Below are 16,286 nucleotides of genomic sequence, written 5' to 3'. Positions count from 1 at the left end.
CATCCATCTTCTTTTCTTTACAAAAACTGCACTTTCCTTTATACTTACAATTTGTAAATCGTAATGATTTTGAATTAGAAAGAAGCGATCATGCATGAAAACAACACTTATTGACATTGAAAATGTGTCATTTCAATATGACTATACGCAAGTTTTAAAAAACATTTCTTTTCGTGTAGAAGAGGGAGATTTTTTAGCACTTCTCGGCCCAAATGGTTCGGGAAAATCAACATTATTAAAAATTATTTTAGGTTTGCTGAAACCTTTATCCGGAGAAATAAAATTATTTGGTGAACCAAGTGCAAATTTTAAGCACCGTGAATGGATTGGCTATGTCTCGCAAAAATCCAATGCCTTTAATTCTGGGTTCCCGGCAACCGTGCAAGAGGTCGTGAAAAGTGGATTAACGAAAAAATTAGGGCTTTTTAAAAGACCTGGCCGAGATGCCAAAGACAAAGTTCAAGAAGCTTTAAAGGCAGTTGGCATGGATGCTTATATGAATCGCAACATTGGAGAACTATCTGGTGGACAACAACAACGTGTTTTTATTGCAAGAGCTTTAGTCAGTAATCCCAAATTGCTCATTTTAGATGAGCCAACTGTCGGCATTGATCACGAGAATGTGCAGTCATTTTATGATATGCTGGCGAAATTAAATCGGGAACAAGGAATTACGATGATTCTTGTCACACACGATGTCGATACGGTATCGAATCGTATCAGCCATGTGGCATGTTTGAATCAAACGATTCACTTCCACGGCTATAAAAATGAATTTGATAATATTTCTCAGGATGCGCTAGACGCTTGGTATGGCCATTCCGTGAGAAAGATTCATTAGAAGGAGCAGGCATATGATTGAAGCAATTTTACATTATGAATTTTTACAAAATGCCTTTTTCTCTGGATTATTAATTGGCATACTTGCGCCCCTGCTGGGTGTGTTTATTGTTGTACGTAGGCTATCCTTGATTGCGGATGCTTTGTCGCATGTAACACTTGCAGGAATTGCTGGGAGCTTATACATTAGTCAATCAGTAACAGCCTTAGCAATGCTCAATCCTATTTATCTAGGAATACTAGCCTCTGTGAGTGGCTCTGTCTTGATTGAGCGTTTAAGACGTTTGTATAAGCACTATGAGGAGCTTGCCATTCCAATTATCATGTCAGGTGGTATTGGGATTAGCGCCATCTTTATTTCACTTGCCAGTGGTTTTAGCACAGATTTAATGAGTTATTTATTCGGCTCGGTTTCTGCTGTATCTCGTCAAGACTTATGGGTAGTGATTGGCATTGCTGCCATTGTGATTATCTTTTTGTTTTTATTTTTTAAAGAATTATTTGTTTTGTCTTTTGATGAGGAATATGCAAAAGCTAGTGGACTTCCGGCTCGTTGGGTTCATCTTTTATTTATGATTGTGACAGCGCTTGTCATTGCGGCAAGTATGCGCATAGTTGGTATTTTACTTGTATCATCTCTGATGACATTGCCTGTTGCAGCAGCAATGCGCTTGGCAAAGGGCTTTAAACAAACCATCATTTTTGCCATTGTTTTTGGAGAAACAGCTGTACTAATTGGTCTAATTAGCGCATTTTATATGGATTTAGCGCCAGGAGGCACGATTGTTGTCACTTCTATTCTGATTTTGTTACTTGTAATCCTAGGGAAGAAAGTAGCACTTAAAATGGCTGCAAAGCAGGGGGAGGTAGCGCAATGAATATTTCAAGAGCGTGGGAAATATTAAAGGAAAATGGCTATAAAAAAACAGATAAACGGGAGTTAATATTAGATATGTTTGCAGCAACAGATAAATATCTAACAGCCCGTGATTTATTGGATGTTTTAAAAAAAGATTTTCCGGGAATGAGTTTTGATACTATTTATCGTAACCTTGCTACTTTTGTGAAACTTGGGATATTAGAAGAAACAGAGCTATCCGGGGAACGTAATTTCCGTATGCACTGTGAATCTGCGCATCATCACCATCATTTTATCTGTATGGACTGTGGCAACGTCAAAGAGCTTAATCTTTGTCCAATGGAAATGTTAGGTGAAAAATTGCCTGATTATGAAATTGAAAATCATAAGTTTGAAATATATGGTAAGTGCCCTGATTGTAAGCATGACACTCTGTCACATTAAATGTTGACAGAGTTTTTTCTATGTAATAAGAGGGTGCCTATAGAAGGCTACCCTCTAAAAGGATTAAGCTACTGCCACTCGACGAATCGCAACAATTTTATTGCAATCTACGATTAAAGGAGAAGCAGCTGCTGCACCTGGCTCAAGGAAGTATGCACAGCAATTTCTTGGATCGAAGGAAATGAAAGTCACACCTAAGAAGCTAATACCTCCAGATAAGAAGATATCTAGTGTAGTAGCTAGCTCTAATTTTCTTAATTGGTGACAAATACAGCCTCTACAGTTGCTGCTCATTCTTGGTGTACATTTTTCTTCTTTTTTACAATGACATTTTTCCTCTTTTTGGCAATGACATTTTTCAACTTTACGTTGACAGCATTTTTCCTCTTTTTTAGGACATTTACAGCCTTGCCAGTTCATATGTGACATATATCTTTTATCTTCCATTGTCTAGACCTCCCTTCCTCTAGTTTCGTAAGGGTAACCCTTACAGTAATAATCTATGTTTGGTGCATAGCTAGAGGCTGGCGATATGTCCGATAGGCTGCTTAAAAATCTATATTTTTCTCAAAAACTTTTGCAATGTGTAAAGCCCTAAGCTGAGATATTGCTATAAACATCTAATCAAGCTAATGGTATGGGGATAGATTTCTTATTTCCTTCTACAAGCGCGAAAAAAAGATGAGTCTTTACATTTCTGTAAAGATTCATCTTTTAAATAGAAGTTTATTGATGTTTTTGTTGGAAATCTACCATGAAATCTCGTAAAGCTTCACATGCCTCAAGGGGCACTGCATTATAAGTGGAAGCACGACAACCACCTACAGAACGATGTCCATTTAGCCCAACAAAACCTGCTGCCTTTGCCTCTACAAGGAATAGTTTTTCCAGCTCCTCATCTGCAACACGGAATGTAATGTTCATTAAAGAACGGCTATCTGGTGTGGCATGGCCTTTGTAGAAACCATTACTATTGTCAATGGCATCATAAATGACTTTGGCCTTTAATTCATTATGTTTCTCAATTTCTGCTACGCCGCCTTTAGCTTCAACCCATTTTAACACCTCGCCTAGCATATAGATCCCAAATGTTGGAGGTGTATTATAAAGTGAATTACTATCAGCATGTGTTGTATACTTTAGCATCGTTGGAATATTTTTATTGGCTTTTTCAAGTAAATCTTTGCGAATAATTACGACCGTTACACCTGAAGGACCAAGGTTTTTTTGAGCACCAGCATAGATGATTCCGAACTTTTCAATATCAACTGGTTTTGATAGGATGTCACTTGACATATCTGCCACTAATGGAACATTTCCTGTATCAGGGTAGTTTTTCCATTGCGTACCATATATCGTATTATTGGATGTGATGTGAACATATGCATCATCTTCATTGAATTGAATATCTTCTAAAGCAGGAATATTGCGGTATTGGTTTTCTTTTGTGCTTGCAGCTTCAACAGGTGTCCCAAATAATTTAGCTTCCTTAAAAGCTTTCTCAGACCATGAGCCTGATAATACATAGCTAGCTTTTTGCTCAGTTGTTAAGAAGTTCATAGGCACCATTGTAAACTGAAGGCTTGCTCCACCCTGTAAGAATAGTACCTCATAGTTTTCAGGAATAGCATAAAGTTTTTTTAATAAAGTAATGGCTTCGTTATGTACTTCATCAAAAATGGCACTACGGTGACTCATTTCCATAATGGACATACCTGAATCACGGAAGTTTACTAATTGCTGTTGAGCATTTTCTAATACTTCTTGTGGTAGAGCAGATGGACCTGCGTTGAAATTGTATGCACGTTGTGTCAAAGTGGTACACTCCTTGTTTGGTTAATAACAGAACTTTACTGGATTATAACCTAATTTTCAAGAGAAAAAATAAAATTCTTAATATTTGAGCAGAATGGAGACAGACTCGCAACAAAATGTACACATTTAAGCAGGTATTTTTCATTAAAAACGAACAAATAGAAAGTTATTTTTTAAATTAAGTGATATTTTCCGTATATTAAATATTTTTTATTACCATAAAAACGATAATGTTCGTGTTTTAATTTACAAGTATTTCCTTATTGGGAGTGTGAAACCTACAGGCTAAAGCAAAACCATTAAAATCGATTGTTAGAGAAAACTCCTTATTACTTTACGAGAGATAAGCAGGTTTTTGTATAGTATTATAAAGAAAAAGAGGTGTTCAGGATGTTTACAGTAGAGAAAGCTTGTTTAGTAGTTGTAGATGTGCAAGGAAAGTTAGCAACAATTGTTGATGACAGTGAAATGGTAATTGAAAATGTGGCAAAGCTCGTACAAGCAATGCAGGCACTGGAAGTACCTATTTTATGGCTAGAACAAAATCCAAGTCGTTTAGGCGGAACTGCTCTTGAGATTGCTCAGCATTTAGAAGAAGGGCAACCGATTCCTAAAATGGCCTTTAGTGCGTGCCAAGAAGAGGCATTTGTAGAGGCTATGAAGGAAAATGGACGTACTCAATTCATTGTGACAGGTATTGAAACACATATTTGTGTGTACCAATCGGCTAGACACCTGAAAGAACAAGGATTTGAAGTAGAGGTTGTTGTAGATGCAGTATCTTCTCGAACAAAGGCAAATAAAGAAATTGGGCTTACAAAGATGCATGCGCTGGGTATTTACCCAACTAGCACCGAAATGATCTTGTATGAGCTACTACAACGTGCAGATCATGAACATTTTAAAACCATTTTGAAGCTTGTTAAATAACGCAAATTAAAATTGAAACAATTGGTATGTTTATTCCATTCATTGTAATAACAATTTTGCTTTCAAGAGAAATATATACAAAGAAATTGGGTTAGATTGAATAAATGTAGATGTCTAATGGGTCTATAGGCCTTTATTGGGCATCTTTTTTATTTTAGGGCTATATTATGTGTGACATTACTCATATAAAAACTTAGCCATTCCATTTGTTGTATACTATAATTAAAAATCGGGAATTCGTTATGGGTAAATAACTTTTAATTAGGATGATGACTATGAAAAAAAATGTGAGATGGTTACTGTTAATAGTTAGTGTCGTTCTTATTTCAATAAGTTGTACAGGTAAAGAAGTAGCTCTACAAAAAGAACCCCTTTCACCAACAGAACAATTTGTTATTCAAAATTTACTGAATGATGAAGGGTTAATAAGCACGGATTTAACAAGCCAGAAAGATTTATTTTTATCGGAATCAGTAGGACTATGGCTTGCTTACTTATTAGAAAAAGGCGATCGTGCTCGTTTCGATGCCCAGGTCAATGTTCTGAAATCCTACTTTTTAAAAAGCGACTTTATTGTATGGCGACTAGAAGGCACAAAAAAAGCCACAGTTAATGCCCTCATTGATGATTTGCGAATCATCCGTGTTTTACTAGAAGCAGGTGAAAAGTGGCATGAATCAACGTATGTCCAACTAGGAAAAAAAATTGGCGAAAATTTGATCCTACATGGAATGAATGAAGGGTTATTTGTGGATTATGTAGATGTTTCAAGCCATGCACAAGCCAACACATTGACAATGAGTTATCTAATGCCTTCCGCTTTTTATACAATGGAAAAACATGGATTATTGTCTCAACAGCAAGTCCAAGATCAGTTAGCTATTTTACAAAATGCCCCTCTCGCTGAAGAAGGATTCTATCCAAAGTATTATGATATTCCCTCTAAAAGTTATAGATTTGATGAAGAACTGCACATGATTGATCAATTATATGTAGCCTATCATATGGCTTCTATTGATGGAGATACTGAACCTTTTAAACGCTGGCTGTTAAATCTGTTGAAAAGAGACGGGAAATTATATGGGCGTTATAATGCACAAACGAATCAACCAACCGTGAGCTATGAGTCTCCTGCTGTGTATGCAATGGCAGCTCGATATATGCTCGTTTTAGAAGAGCAGCAAAAAGCACAGATGTTCATTGAGAAAATGTTATCGCTAAAAGATCCTACTACAGGTTATGTTGAAAAAAATACACAATCAACGCATAGTTTTGATAATTTACTACCACTATTAGCAGAAAGGGAGGTAGAAAATGCGATTAACAATGAATAGAAATAGAGCAATTTTGATATATGGGTCAATTTTAATCTTACTATTACAAATACCTGCCTATTTTTTATTGCGTCAGGATGCAGAAGGTTATTTACTTTACTTGTTTTTAATGCTTTTAATAGTGCTTACTCTTTGGAGAGGCATGGTATTTGGGCTTATTAGCAGTCTCATCTTTATTTTTATTACAGGTTCAACATTGCTCTATACGGGAATAACGGGAACAATGACATTTCTAAACCCTTCATTTTCCATGCAGTTTTTTTTCCTTTATGGCATCGTACTATTACTACTCATACTTTGTGCAGGAAAAGTGCATGAATTAATGACTGAACAGGCAAGCTACATAAAAAAATTACAAGAAGATGTTAGAAACTATGTAGCAATTGATGTGGAAACAGGGTTTGATAATGAAACACGTATGCGAATAACTGTGAATGAAGAGATGCGTAGAGCAGATAGGCATAAGCACACTTTTGTCTTTATCATTTTAAAACTTGAGAATTATGATCAATTTCAAAGGCTTTACGGGGCTAAAGAAGTACAACACTTATGGCAACAACTTTCTCAAAGGATACATCAAACGGTTAGACAAACAGATAAAAAATTTCGGTTTCGCGAAAATCATATTGGGTTATTATTAATTGATACAACAGACCAGTATATGGAAGTTATTTATAATAAACTAGACCAAGCCTTAAAAAACCATCAATTGTTAAACGGAAAATGGGTAACGCTAAATTATAAAACTAGTTTCTATACGTATCTTCCACTAACGGAGTCGACGTTCGATGAAATTTTATCGGATCTGGAAAGAGAGATGAAAACAAATGCGCTCTAATTATAGCTTTTGGATCGCCATTGGATTGCTTTGTTTTTATACGTTCACTATATGTGACTCTGTACTAGCAGCCGAAAAAAATAGGGACACTGCATTGATTTATGTCACAAGTTCCAACCAGCCTACTATCGATGTATTGGCATTACAAGACATGCTTGGAAATTTTACGTCAGTAGATGTTTTATCCATAGAAGATGTAAACGAACAGATGCTTCAAACTTATAAACGCCTTGTTGTTATGAATAACTATCCAACTAGAATTCCTCCAAATGCCTTGTCTGCAATAAATCAATTCTCAGGATCAGCCATTTTGATTGGTGAAAATGCATTTCAGTTTGCTCCTTTTTCAAAATGGAAGGAGGGCCCCATAGTGGAACTTCGAGCTATTGGGGGAGAAGTATTAAATAATCCTATAAAATGGAAAAGTGTAATACCATCAGGGGATTTTGACATAGTAGAGAGAGCTACCTCTTTAAATAAGACATACCCTTTTATCGTCAAAAAAAATAATTGGTCTTTTATAGGTGATTTTATTAATAAAGATACAATGCAATATCAGTGGCCAGCGATCATGGGGGAGCTTTTGCAAATAGCAAAGCCTCAGACACATCCCGCTTTTATTGTTTTATCAGATATTAATATGAAGACAGATATGCAAAAGTTAAAAAAGCTCGTGCTGGAGTTTTCAGCAAAAAAATTACCGATTGCACTTGAAGTGACACCTATTGTAGTAAATGAAAGCGATAAAAGATCCTACTATTTACACGAAAATAAAAAACTATTAAGTTACCTACAAAAATTACAAAAGGAAGGTTATGTATTTATCCTTTCTTCTTCTAATTCAACTGAAAAAAACCTTGAGTATTTAGTGCTACGTAAAATCTATCCTACTATAAGTCAGGGGGATAGCTCCCTTTTTACCAGTAGTATCCATCAGGACAGTCAGCAATTATTTATAACACAAAGCGAAGATAACCATACAATTTATCCGATTACAGCGGGATCTATGGCAGATACAGAAACATATTCTTTCTATCCAGTAAAACAAAAGATAAACCTTTTATTAAAAGTTCCTAGTTCTATCATCGGTATTCAATATCCTGCTTATTTTAATGCTTCCTATGTTCAGGAGCTTGCCGCTTATTTAAGCGAACATCCACAAATTGAACTACTTAATCTCAGACAGACGAAGCAACAAGTAATATCCAAAAATGTTTCGATTAAGCAACATGAAAATGGTGAACAAACAATACAATTAGCATTTACAAAAATCGAACGTTTAAAAATATTATTTGATGAACGACCATTTGAATTAATTTTATGGGCGCTTGTCTTGATTGTTTCGCTGTTTGTCACATTATTTTTTATTAGTACCTTGCGTTTACGTATTACCTTACGTAAGAGATTATTTGAGGAGAGGAAAACAAATGGCTAATACCTTATTTTTTATATCACTTTTCCTCATTTGGATCATGCTGCTATATCATATGTTTTTAATGGAGGGTGGTTACTTACACTTTCGTACTTTTGAAAAGCCAATTGATGACTGGGCTAAAAAAATGGACAAGGTTCCCTCAGTCAGTGTCTTTATACCAGCGCACAATGAAGCACTTGTGATTGAACAAACACTACGAGCCATGTCACGACTATATTATCCGAAAGATCAACTAGAGGTAATTGTCATTAATGATAATTCTTCAGATGAAACTGGTGCTATTGCAGCGCGGTACGCAGAAAAGTTCCCATTTATTCGTGTCATTGAAACAGTAGAGCCAAACAAAGGGAAGGGGAAATCCTCTGCCCTCAATTCGGCACTAGCTGATTCCACAGGGGATATCGTTGTTGTTTATGATGCTGATAATACACCTGAACGGATGGCCGTTTGGTATTTAGTGATGGGTCTCATGAATGATTCAAAAGCGGCTGCCACTGTGGGGAAATTTCGCGTTATTAATGCGGCAGAAACATGGTTAACTCGTTTTATTAATATCGAAACGATTTGTTTCCAGTGGATGGCCCAAGGCGGGCGTTGGAAATGGTTTAAGGTGGCAACTATACCTGGTACCAATTTTGCAATCCGACGGACAGTTTTGGAGCAATTAGGCGGTTGGGATGTAAAAGCATTGGCTGAGGATACAGAGCTAACCATCCGTGTTTACAATTTAGGCTACCATATTCGTTTTTTCCCAAAAGCCATTACGTGGGAGCAAGAGCCAGAAACCTTAAAAGTCTGGTGGAAACAGCGCACTAGATGGGCAAGAGGTAATCAATATGTAGTGCTGAAATTTTTAAGTCAATTCTTCACACTAAAAAGAAAAAGTATCATGTTTGATTTATTTTATTTCTTTTTTACGTATTTTTTATTTTTCTTTGGTGTCATTTTATCCAATGCCCTATTTATTATTAATTTATTTTATGATATTGGATTGACCGTTGGCGACATTGCCCTTGTTTTATGGGTTTTAGCCTTCTTACTGTTTCTAGGTGAAGTAATGATAACCTTAAGTATTGAAAAAACAGAAATGAATCGGAAAAATTTCTTTTATGTCATACTTATGTATTTTACCTATTCTCAAATGTGGATTGTGCTAGTCGTTTGGTCATTACTATTAGAAATAAAGCGCATGTTTACTGGTCAAGAAGTTCAATGGTATAAAACAGAGCGTTTTTCCAAGCAATCAGATAAAGGAGCAGAATAATGAGAACCAAATTCTTCTATTTGTGCTTATTTTGTATTGGTTTTTTTAGTTTTGCTAACAATGCAGTTGCAGCTACCATTACCGTAGATGACAACACAATTGTAATAGAAGGCAATCAACAGCAGAAAAAGCCCTTACTAGCACAGCCAATCGAATTACTGGGACCCTCTTCGTCAAGAGATTTTTATTACAATCTAAACGAGGATGTCCCATCCAATAACCAGCAAGTGACATTTCAAATCCAGCATTCTGAGCTACTTATAGCACCATCCTCCTTCACAGTGAAAGTGGATGATGTAGCAATTAAAACAGTTCCATTGAAAGCAGATTCATTAAAACAGACTGTTACCGTTAACCTTCCAAAAGAAGCACTACTAAAGGGTTCTCATAAAATCACAGCTAGTTTTTATGGAATTCTTAAGGAAGGAATTTGTGTGCCTCCTGGCAACGCAGGTAATTGGCTACGTATTGAAATACTATCGTCTATATCAGCATTTAGTGAGGAAAGTGATGCTTGGTCATTAAATAGCTATCCTGCTGCGTTTTTAGGCTATGAGGGATATGCTACGACGGTTATTGTACCAAAGCAGACCTCTGAGGCCACTTTAAACAGTGCATATCAGCTCGCTGCCTTTTTATCCGAACATGGTGACACAGATGTACAGATTGAGCGTGAAGATGCTATTAATAAGATAAGAGGTCCTATTATCATTGTAGGGGCAAAAAAGGAATTTAGTACAAGCCTATTAAAAAAGATGTTAGCAAACATAAGCGTTGAGCAAGATACTATGACACTTACGATGCAGGAGCTACTGAATACAAATTCGAATCGAAAAGTACCTCTTTTAGCTGTAACTTCTTCAAATGGCCAAGCTATTGAGGAACGATTATCTTTTTTAACCGAAGCAACCTTATTCGAGCAATTAATTGGTGATACATTAGCGATTAACGATGTTCCTAAAATAGAAGAGTCATCTGATACGACGATTTCATTTAAGCAATTTGGCTTTGAGGATCGACTTTTATCCAGCCAAGCGACAATGACACCTCATTATTATGTGTCGTTGCCAAAGTTAGAGGCAAACAAGGAATCTTTTATGCGCTTGATCGTTAAAAAATCAGCAACAATACCTGACAGTAAAGAGGATGAGGATCGAAAATTAGAATTGATCGCGTATATCAATAATGTTCCACATGCAGTAGATTTACGAAAATTAGAACAGACTACAACAGATATGTATGAGGCCATTATACCGATCCAAACAAATGTGCTCAACAAACTTTCAATGACCGATATTCAGTTTGAAGTGACAGGCTTTCAACTAGAGGATCCTTGCGAAACAACCAATGAACGCTATTGGATTTACATTGATAGTGATAGCACATTATCGATTACAAAAGATGATGCTGAACCAACGTTTACCTTACGTGATTTTCCTAATGCTTTTCATGAAAATACGTTAATCGTTATACCTGATAATGGAGGAATTGACGATACAACTATGGTATCACTTTATAAATCGTTAATGACGAATGGTAACATGGCAAAAACCTCGCTGATGAAGGATAAAAATGTGACAGAGGAAGCTTTACAAGGGCATGCAGTCATTTTTATGGGAGAAATGGAACAGCTAACATGGCTTGCCAAGCAATCCTCAAAAATCCCTCACACATCTGAGCAGCTTATCTCACAAGGGTTTTTACCTGAGGCAATTGGCCAATATGTGTTCATAACGAAAAATTTCTGGCAGCTTAAAGAGCCTTTATTATGGATTCATTCATTAGAAAATGCCTCTGTAAAAGGTAACTTTTATGCTCACTTGAAAGAGACGAATTCACAGACAGACGCTGCGATTGAAACAAAAGAAGGGCAATTTGTTGTAGCCATAAATCAAAATGCTGATAAGGAAGACGGGAAAGTAGCTAAAAAAGGTGAAATATCCTATGTTTTAATTGCAGAATTTGTTGGGCTCATCCTTGTCATTGCAGTTATCCTGTATATCATCCTTCGTAAACGAAAGAAAAATCAACTGAAACAATAAAAGCAAAGTCGCGAATGTGCGACTTTGCTTTTTTATGCAGGCATGTCCGTTGGTGTTGGTTTTGCATAGCCCTCTTTATACGTGTCATCAATGAACTGACGAATTTCTTTTAAGCTCTTGCCTTCTTTGTGCAGTTGTGCTGATTGGACAGCAATCTCTAAGCACACTAAACAACGCGTCCCATGATCATCCCAAACAATCGAACCATCCTCACGTTTTTCCTGAATAAAGCAATTTAAATTACTTTTATGGCCAGCAGATTCCCCACAGCCGCAATAGCATGGCATCCATTCGAGAATCTCTGTTGATTGTCCAGCGATTTGATAGACTAAGCGTATATTTTCTTGCTTGCCCTCTAAAAAGGTTGGTAGGACGTCTGCAGAAGCTGTTTCTTCTTGGATATCACCAGATGCCTCTGCATGGTCATGACCTTCATGTGAAGCGTCATTTGCTTTAGGAGAGGTTTCAGCACTGTTTTTATTTTCTCCACAAGCACTTAATAACAGTAACGCCAATACAACAAAAATAGTAATCGATTTCTTCAAAAATAGCGCCTCCTACATGTTTACAATACTTCCATTATAACATCGTTTTCATAAACATTTACAGACGCCTCGTTGAAAATCAGTGAAATATATCTAATCCACGTGTTTTGTTCATGAAATGTTCCATTTTCTCGCTCAATAATTTTTTTAAGAAGAATCCGAACAGGATAAAAATGAACCAGAAACCAAATAGGAAGATGAGGTCCATCCAGACTGTTGACCAAATAATTCCGCCGACAGCTTCACGCATCATTTCAATCGCATACGTAAATGGTAAAAAAGGGTTGATTATTTGGAAGAACCTCGGCAATAACTCGACTGGATAGGTTCCACCAGAGCCTGCAATTTGTAACACAAGCATCACAATTGCTAATGCTTTTCCTACATTACCGAAGACGGATACGAGTGTATAGACAACCGTTACAAATACGAGACTAATAAAAAGTCCAAATAAGATAAAGTAGGCAGGTGCTTGAATGGAGCCGTCTACTAAGAAAATATCTCCAATTGTAATAATGAGAGTTTGAATAAACGAGAAAGTTGCAAAAGTTAAGAGTCGACCAAAGTAAATTTCTCGAATACTATAAGATGTATCTCCATGGAGATTCACAGACAATAATGAAATTAACAGTAAACAGCCTACCCAAATAGATAGTACTGTGTAAAACGGTGTCATGGCTGTTCCATAGTTCGCAATAGGGAATACGCGATGTTCCTTTAATATAATAGGCTCCTCAAAGAAATCACGTTCGGCGTTGACATCATTTTTTAGTAATTGCACAATCTCTGCTAGATCCGCTTCTTCTTCTAAAGTTCGTAGCTTATTCGCTAATTCTTTAATTTTAGCACTTAAAGTTGGAAATTCAGTTTGTATTTTTTGAATAGCTTGATTTGCTGTTCCTAGCGTGTTTTTGGCCTGTGTCAATTTATCTGTTGCCTGAGGTATGAATTGTTTTACATTTGTCAGCATGGTAGAAGCGTTAGTTAAAGTTTGCTTCGCACTGGTAAGGGTAGATCGAATTTGTGGCTCTAGACTTTCGTTATAATAGGATAAGAATTTTTGTAAATTAGCTGTAGCATTTTGTGCGATTTGCTGAATAGCTGTAATGTCTTGCTTGATAACATCTTTATCAATTGGCTTTAATTGATCCACTTTATTTAGTAAATCGTCATGTAGAGTCTGTAATTGTTGTAATGAGTTAAGCGCATTTGACGTAGAATCAATGAAGTTTGGAGGATGTTCCAAAGCTTCGCGAATGGCTGTAAGCTGTTCGATGATTGGTTGATTCGCTTCTGCATTACTTTCCTGTAAAGAACCAATAATGGTTGTTAAAGAGTCTTCTAATTGCTTACGAGTCGTAGCATCTGCCTGAATTAATTTTTGCAGTGCCTCAAGCGTTTGAATACTCTTGTTTATGTTGTCTTTAGAAGTTGACAATTGATTTTTAAGTGCCTCTTTCGTTTGCGTAATGGAGGCAGGGTCAAAATTTATACGATTGAGTTTATTGATGATCTCTGTAAAATGTTGGGCAATATTTTGAACAGTTGTGACATCCTTTTTGATGATAGGGGATAGTTCATTAAATAAAGTATCTGCTTCATTCACTAAATGTAAACCCCTTTGAATGGTAGTTAAACCATCTGTCGTTAGTTGTTCCACCTGTGGAACTTGTGTCAGCGCCTGATTAAGTAATTGATTTGCCTCCTTTCCTTGAGTAGAGGCTTGCGTTAAAAATGAATTAATATCAGGTAAATGCTGTTCGATAGTAAAAACATAATTTTCGAATTTGCGGAAATCAGGGATGTCACGTTCCATTTCAATTCCAATTGTATTAAAAATAGAAAAAAGTGTCCCATTGACGGTGGATACAAATTCATTCGAAACCTGCTGTGTAAGTACGCTCGCTCCTTTACTTGTAATTTTAGGGGCAATAGGATTCTTTTTTTCATTTACATAATAATCAATATGGGCCTTCGTTGGTTGGTCGGTTAAAATAGAGGTTAGTTTTTGCGAAAAATCATTTGGAATGATTATGACTGCAAAGTAATCACCATTTTTTAATTGTTCCTTAGCTTTTTTCTCTGTTTCGAGCTTCCAAGTAAAGCTTTTATTCGTACGTAAAGTCTCAATTACTTCATTCCCGACATTAATTGCTTCATCTCTTACCGTGGTTCCCGTATCTTCATTGACAATCGCGATTTTCATATTAGAGGTGTGAGCGTAAGGGTCCATGGAGGCATAAATATTTAGCCAGGCATAAAGGGATGGAAGAAAAATTAGTCCACCTATAATGACAGCTACGACCCAGTTTGTGACAATATTACGGATATCTTTTGTATAAATTTGAAAAACATGCTGGAACGAGTTTTTCATCATGATCACCCCACATTCAAATTTGCATGAACTCTCACTATGTATGTTCCCAAATATACTTGAAATTATGTTATAAATGTGAAATATCTTCATTTAAAGGCGAATTAGTTTACTAGGTTTTCAAAACAATTTATAATCAATCGCGAATGCACTAAAAGTAGGGCTTTTAGTGTAAAAAAGGAGGTCACTACTTTAGTGAAAAAATTATTAATTATTGGTTCAGTGATTGTTGTTTTATTTGCAGCAATTATTGTCCTTACCAATGTCTCAAATCAAAGTAAGTTAGAAATCGCAAAAAAACTTTATGGCGATAAAGAGCTTAAACAAGAAACAATCGATCAAGTAGATGACAAAAACTATCAAAACATTATGTTGCCAGACAAGTTAGAGGAAAAAATAAAAGCTGGTGAGCCTGTCAATGCTTATTTCTTCAGCCCGATTTGTATACACTGTCAAGCTTTCACGCCAGTGTTAATGCCAATTGCAGAAGAGCTAGGTGTTGATATTGCACAATTAAATGTCTATGAATACGATGATCTAACAGACAAGTATAATATTGAAGCAACACCAACATTTATTCGTTTCGAAGATGGTAAAGAAGTAAATCGCTTTGTAGGAGCTCTTAAAGAAGAAGATTTACGAACGTTCTTAAATACGGTTAAATAAATAGAAAAGGAAGAGACTGTATCATAATTATTTAGATACGGTCTCTTTTGTTTTTGTAGTGTATACTAAAAATACTGAATAGTTGTACACTGGAGGTATGATGAATGTCAATGGATGATTATTTTTATAATGGTGAACTGATGAAATGCTATGAATTAGCGAAGCAGGTGACAAACGAAGAGGACAAAGTATTGGCACAAAAATATATTCGATTATTAGAAGAATATGAATATGATCGTTATCCAAAGCCAACTGCTCATATCGAAGTACAGCATGTGGAACGAGCTGATGAAAGCTATCCAGAATCAGATCTAGTTGTAGAAATACGAGCAATAAAAGATGAAGAGGCATTTGCGAAGCGTATTCAGCAATTGGAGGAAGTCGCAAAAACTGGAACATCAGCTGACAAAGCGCAATCCTTTTTTACACAAGGAGAGCTGTTCTTATTCGCACATCATTACAATGAAAGTGTTCACTGTTTTCAGCAAGCAGTAAAGGAAAACCCAAATAAGGCTGTCTACTGGGGGATCACAGGGCAGACGATGCACCGCTTTGGCTGGATGCCATTTGATGCCCTCGGTTATTTGGAGCAAGCGATTCAGCTAGATCCAACAAATCCTCGATGGAAATGGAATAGAGCCCTCGTACTTATTCAATTGGCAAAAGATTTGCAAATGGCTCCATTTATAGCGAATGCTGCACTGACATTGGAGGATGCGCTAGCTTCTTGTGGTGAAGAGCAAAAATCGTTGAAAGCTGCTATTCAAAATACAATCGACAATATGGATAGCTATGTTTTCTCATAAGATAATTGGATGTCTCCAAAGTATATGGAGTCATCCTTTTTACTTAAAAATCAAGTGAGCGGGGTTCGTTGCCATATTTCACAATCATGGTATG

15 protein-coding genes are annotated in these 16,286 nt (G+C 36.3%); 11 read left to right on the top strand and 4 right to left on the bottom strand.

The window, feature by feature from the left end; translation table 11 throughout:
- The first annotated feature begins 94 nt into the window (after positions 1 to 94).
- From BFM98_RS02250 to BFM98_RS02240, 3 genes are read left to right on the top strand one after another with little or no spacing between them, the layout of a single operon-like run.
- Positions 95 to 841: a metal ABC transporter ATP-binding protein gene (locus BFM98_RS02250; RefSeq protein WP_048392218.1), complete on the top strand. Its 747-nt coding sequence runs from the start codon at positions 95 to 97 to the stop codon at positions 839 to 841.
- Between the two features lie 13 nt (positions 842 to 854).
- On the top strand, positions 855 to 1,718 hold the full coding sequence (locus BFM98_RS02245) for a metal ABC transporter permease (RefSeq protein WP_048392219.1): 864 nt from the start codon (positions 855 to 857) through the stop codon (positions 1,716 to 1,718).
- The gene (locus BFM98_RS02240) at positions 1,715 to 2,143 is read left to right on the top strand and encodes a Fur family transcriptional regulator (RefSeq protein ID WP_048392220.1); all 429 of its coding nucleotides are present in this window, start codon (positions 1,715 to 1,717) and stop codon (positions 2,141 to 2,143) included. The genes BFM98_RS02245 and BFM98_RS02240 overlap by 4 nt, the downstream gene beginning before the upstream one ends.
- Before the next feature lie 63 nt (positions 2,144 to 2,206).
- Here the strand turns inward: BFM98_RS02240 and BFM98_RS02235 are convergent, their stop codons facing one another.
- Together BFM98_RS02235 and serC are read right to left on the bottom strand one after the other, a co-directional pair.
- Positions 2,207 to 2,590, bottom strand: coding sequence for a hypothetical protein (locus BFM98_RS02235; RefSeq protein ID WP_048392221.1), 384 nt, complete (start codon positions 2,588 to 2,590; stop codon positions 2,207 to 2,209).
- A 279-nt stretch (positions 2,591 to 2,869) separates the two neighbouring features.
- Positions 2,870 to 3,958 carry a 3-phosphoserine/phosphohydroxythreonine transaminase gene (gene serC, locus BFM98_RS02230; RefSeq protein ID WP_066036439.1) on the bottom strand — a complete coding sequence of 363 codons (1,089 nt, stop codon included), beginning with the start codon at positions 3,956 to 3,958 and terminating at the stop codon, positions 2,870 to 2,872.
- Between the two features lie 390 nt (positions 3,959 to 4,348).
- Between serC and BFM98_RS02225 the strand changes: the two genes are divergently transcribed.
- The 6 genes from BFM98_RS02225 (at position 4,349) to BFM98_RS23255 (ending at position 11,801) form a co-directional block, all read left to right on the top strand.
- Positions 4,349 to 4,888, top strand: a complete 540-nt coding sequence (locus BFM98_RS02225; protein ID WP_066036438.1) for a hydrolase — start codon at positions 4,349 to 4,351, stop codon at positions 4,886 to 4,888.
- A gap of 275 nt (positions 4,889 to 5,163) precedes the next feature.
- The gene (locus tag BFM98_RS02220) at positions 5,164 to 6,222 is read left to right on the top strand and encodes a hypothetical protein (protein ID WP_048392224.1); all 1,059 of its coding nucleotides are present in this window, start codon (positions 5,164 to 5,166) and stop codon (positions 6,220 to 6,222) included.
- Positions 6,203 to 7,060 (top strand): diguanylate cyclase domain-containing protein, encoded by an 858-nt coding sequence (locus tag BFM98_RS02215; RefSeq protein WP_054548536.1) that lies wholly within the window; start codon positions 6,203 to 6,205, stop codon positions 7,058 to 7,060. Before BFM98_RS02220 ends, BFM98_RS02215 begins: the two co-directional genes overlap by 20 nt.
- Positions 7,050 to 8,495, top strand: coding sequence for a DUF2334 domain-containing protein (locus tag BFM98_RS02210; protein ID WP_066036437.1), 1,446 nt, complete (start codon positions 7,050 to 7,052; stop codon positions 8,493 to 8,495). The genes BFM98_RS02215 and BFM98_RS02210 overlap by 11 nt, the downstream gene beginning before the upstream one ends.
- Positions 8,488 to 9,759: a glycosyltransferase family 2 protein gene (locus tag BFM98_RS02205; RefSeq protein ID WP_048392227.1), complete on the top strand. Its 1,272-nt coding sequence runs from the start codon at positions 8,488 to 8,490 to the stop codon at positions 9,757 to 9,759. Before BFM98_RS02210 ends, BFM98_RS02205 begins: the two co-directional genes overlap by 8 nt.
- Entirely contained in the window at positions 9,759 to 11,801 is a 2,043-nt protein-coding gene (locus BFM98_RS23255) for a cellulose biosynthesis cyclic di-GMP-binding regulatory protein BcsB (protein ID WP_083225207.1), read from the top strand. The genes BFM98_RS02205 and BFM98_RS23255 overlap by 1 nt, the downstream gene beginning before the upstream one ends.
- Before the next feature lie 32 nt (positions 11,802 to 11,833).
- On the opposite strand, the gene BFM98_RS02195 is transcribed toward BFM98_RS23255, so the two are convergent.
- Together BFM98_RS02195 and BFM98_RS02190 are read right to left on the bottom strand one after the other, a co-directional pair.
- On the bottom strand, positions 11,834 to 12,346 hold the full coding sequence (locus tag BFM98_RS02195) for a PCYCGC motif-containing (lipo)protein (protein WP_066036436.1): 513 nt from the start codon (positions 12,344 to 12,346) through the stop codon (positions 11,834 to 11,836).
- A gap of 79 nt (positions 12,347 to 12,425) precedes the next feature.
- On the bottom strand, positions 12,426 to 14,720 hold the full coding sequence (locus BFM98_RS02190; RefSeq protein WP_066036435.1) for a YhgE/Pip domain-containing protein: 2,295 nt from the start codon (positions 14,718 to 14,720) through the stop codon (positions 12,426 to 12,428).
- A gap of 195 nt (positions 14,721 to 14,915) precedes the next feature.
- Here BFM98_RS02190 and BFM98_RS02185 point away from each other — a divergent pair, with 195 nt between their 5' ends.
- Positions 14,916 to 15,386: a thioredoxin family protein gene (locus tag BFM98_RS02185; protein ID WP_066036434.1), complete on the top strand. Its 471-nt coding sequence runs from the start codon at positions 14,916 to 14,918 to the stop codon at positions 15,384 to 15,386.
- Positions 15,387 to 15,490: 104 nt separating this feature from the next.
- Positions 15,491 to 16,192 carry a tetratricopeptide repeat protein gene (locus tag BFM98_RS02180; RefSeq protein ID WP_054548534.1) on the top strand — a complete coding sequence of 234 codons (702 nt, stop codon included), beginning with the start codon at positions 15,491 to 15,493 and terminating at the stop codon, positions 16,190 to 16,192.
- Positions 16,193 to 16,286 lie beyond the last annotated feature (94 nt).

The sequence above is a fragment of the Lysinibacillus sp. AR18-8 genome (assembly GCF_001705465.1).
In the GTDB taxonomy this organism is placed as follows: Bacteria; Bacillota; Bacilli; order Bacillales_A; family Planococcaceae; genus Lysinibacillus; species Lysinibacillus capsici.
The sequence above is the reverse complement of the archived record's forward strand: the minus strand, read 5'-3'. Positions and strand labels throughout refer to the sequence as shown.

Bases quoted from the DNA above. Each gene is read 5' to 3' on its own strand.
- BFM98_RS02235 (WP_048392221.1), bottom strand. From the start codon at position 2,590: ATGGAAGATAAAAGATATATGTCACATATGAACTGGCAAGGCTGTAAA.
- BFM98_RS02250 (WP_048392218.1), top strand. From the start codon at position 95: ATGAAAACAACACTTATTGACATTGAAAATGTGTCATTTCAATATGAC.
- BFM98_RS02190 (WP_066036435.1), bottom strand. From the start codon at position 14,720: ATGAAAAACTCGTTCCAGCATGTTTTTCAAATTTATACAAAAGATATC.
- BFM98_RS02220 (WP_048392224.1), top strand. From the start codon at position 5,164: ATGAAAAAAAATGTGAGATGGTTACTGTTAATAGTTAGTGTCGTTCTT.
- BFM98_RS02180 (WP_054548534.1), top strand. From the start codon at position 15,491: ATGTCAATGGATGATTATTTTTATAATGGTGAACTGATGAAATGCTAT.
- BFM98_RS02240 (WP_048392220.1), top strand. From the start codon at position 1,715: ATGAATATTTCAAGAGCGTGGGAAATATTAAAGGAAAATGGCTATAAA.
- BFM98_RS02245 (WP_048392219.1), top strand. From the start codon at position 855: ATGATTGAAGCAATTTTACATTATGAATTTTTACAAAATGCCTTTTTC.
- BFM98_RS23255 (WP_083225207.1), top strand. From the start codon at position 9,759: ATGAGAACCAAATTCTTCTATTTGTGCTTATTTTGTATTGGTTTTTTT.
- BFM98_RS02215 (WP_054548536.1), top strand. From the start codon at position 6,203: ATGCGATTAACAATGAATAGAAATAGAGCAATTTTGATATATGGGTCA.
- BFM98_RS02210 (WP_066036437.1), top strand. From the start codon at position 7,050: ATGCGCTCTAATTATAGCTTTTGGATCGCCATTGGATTGCTTTGTTTT.
- BFM98_RS02205 (WP_048392227.1), top strand. From the start codon at position 8,488: ATGGCTAATACCTTATTTTTTATATCACTTTTCCTCATTTGGATCATG.
- BFM98_RS02225 (WP_066036438.1), top strand. From the start codon at position 4,349: ATGTTTACAGTAGAGAAAGCTTGTTTAGTAGTTGTAGATGTGCAAGGA.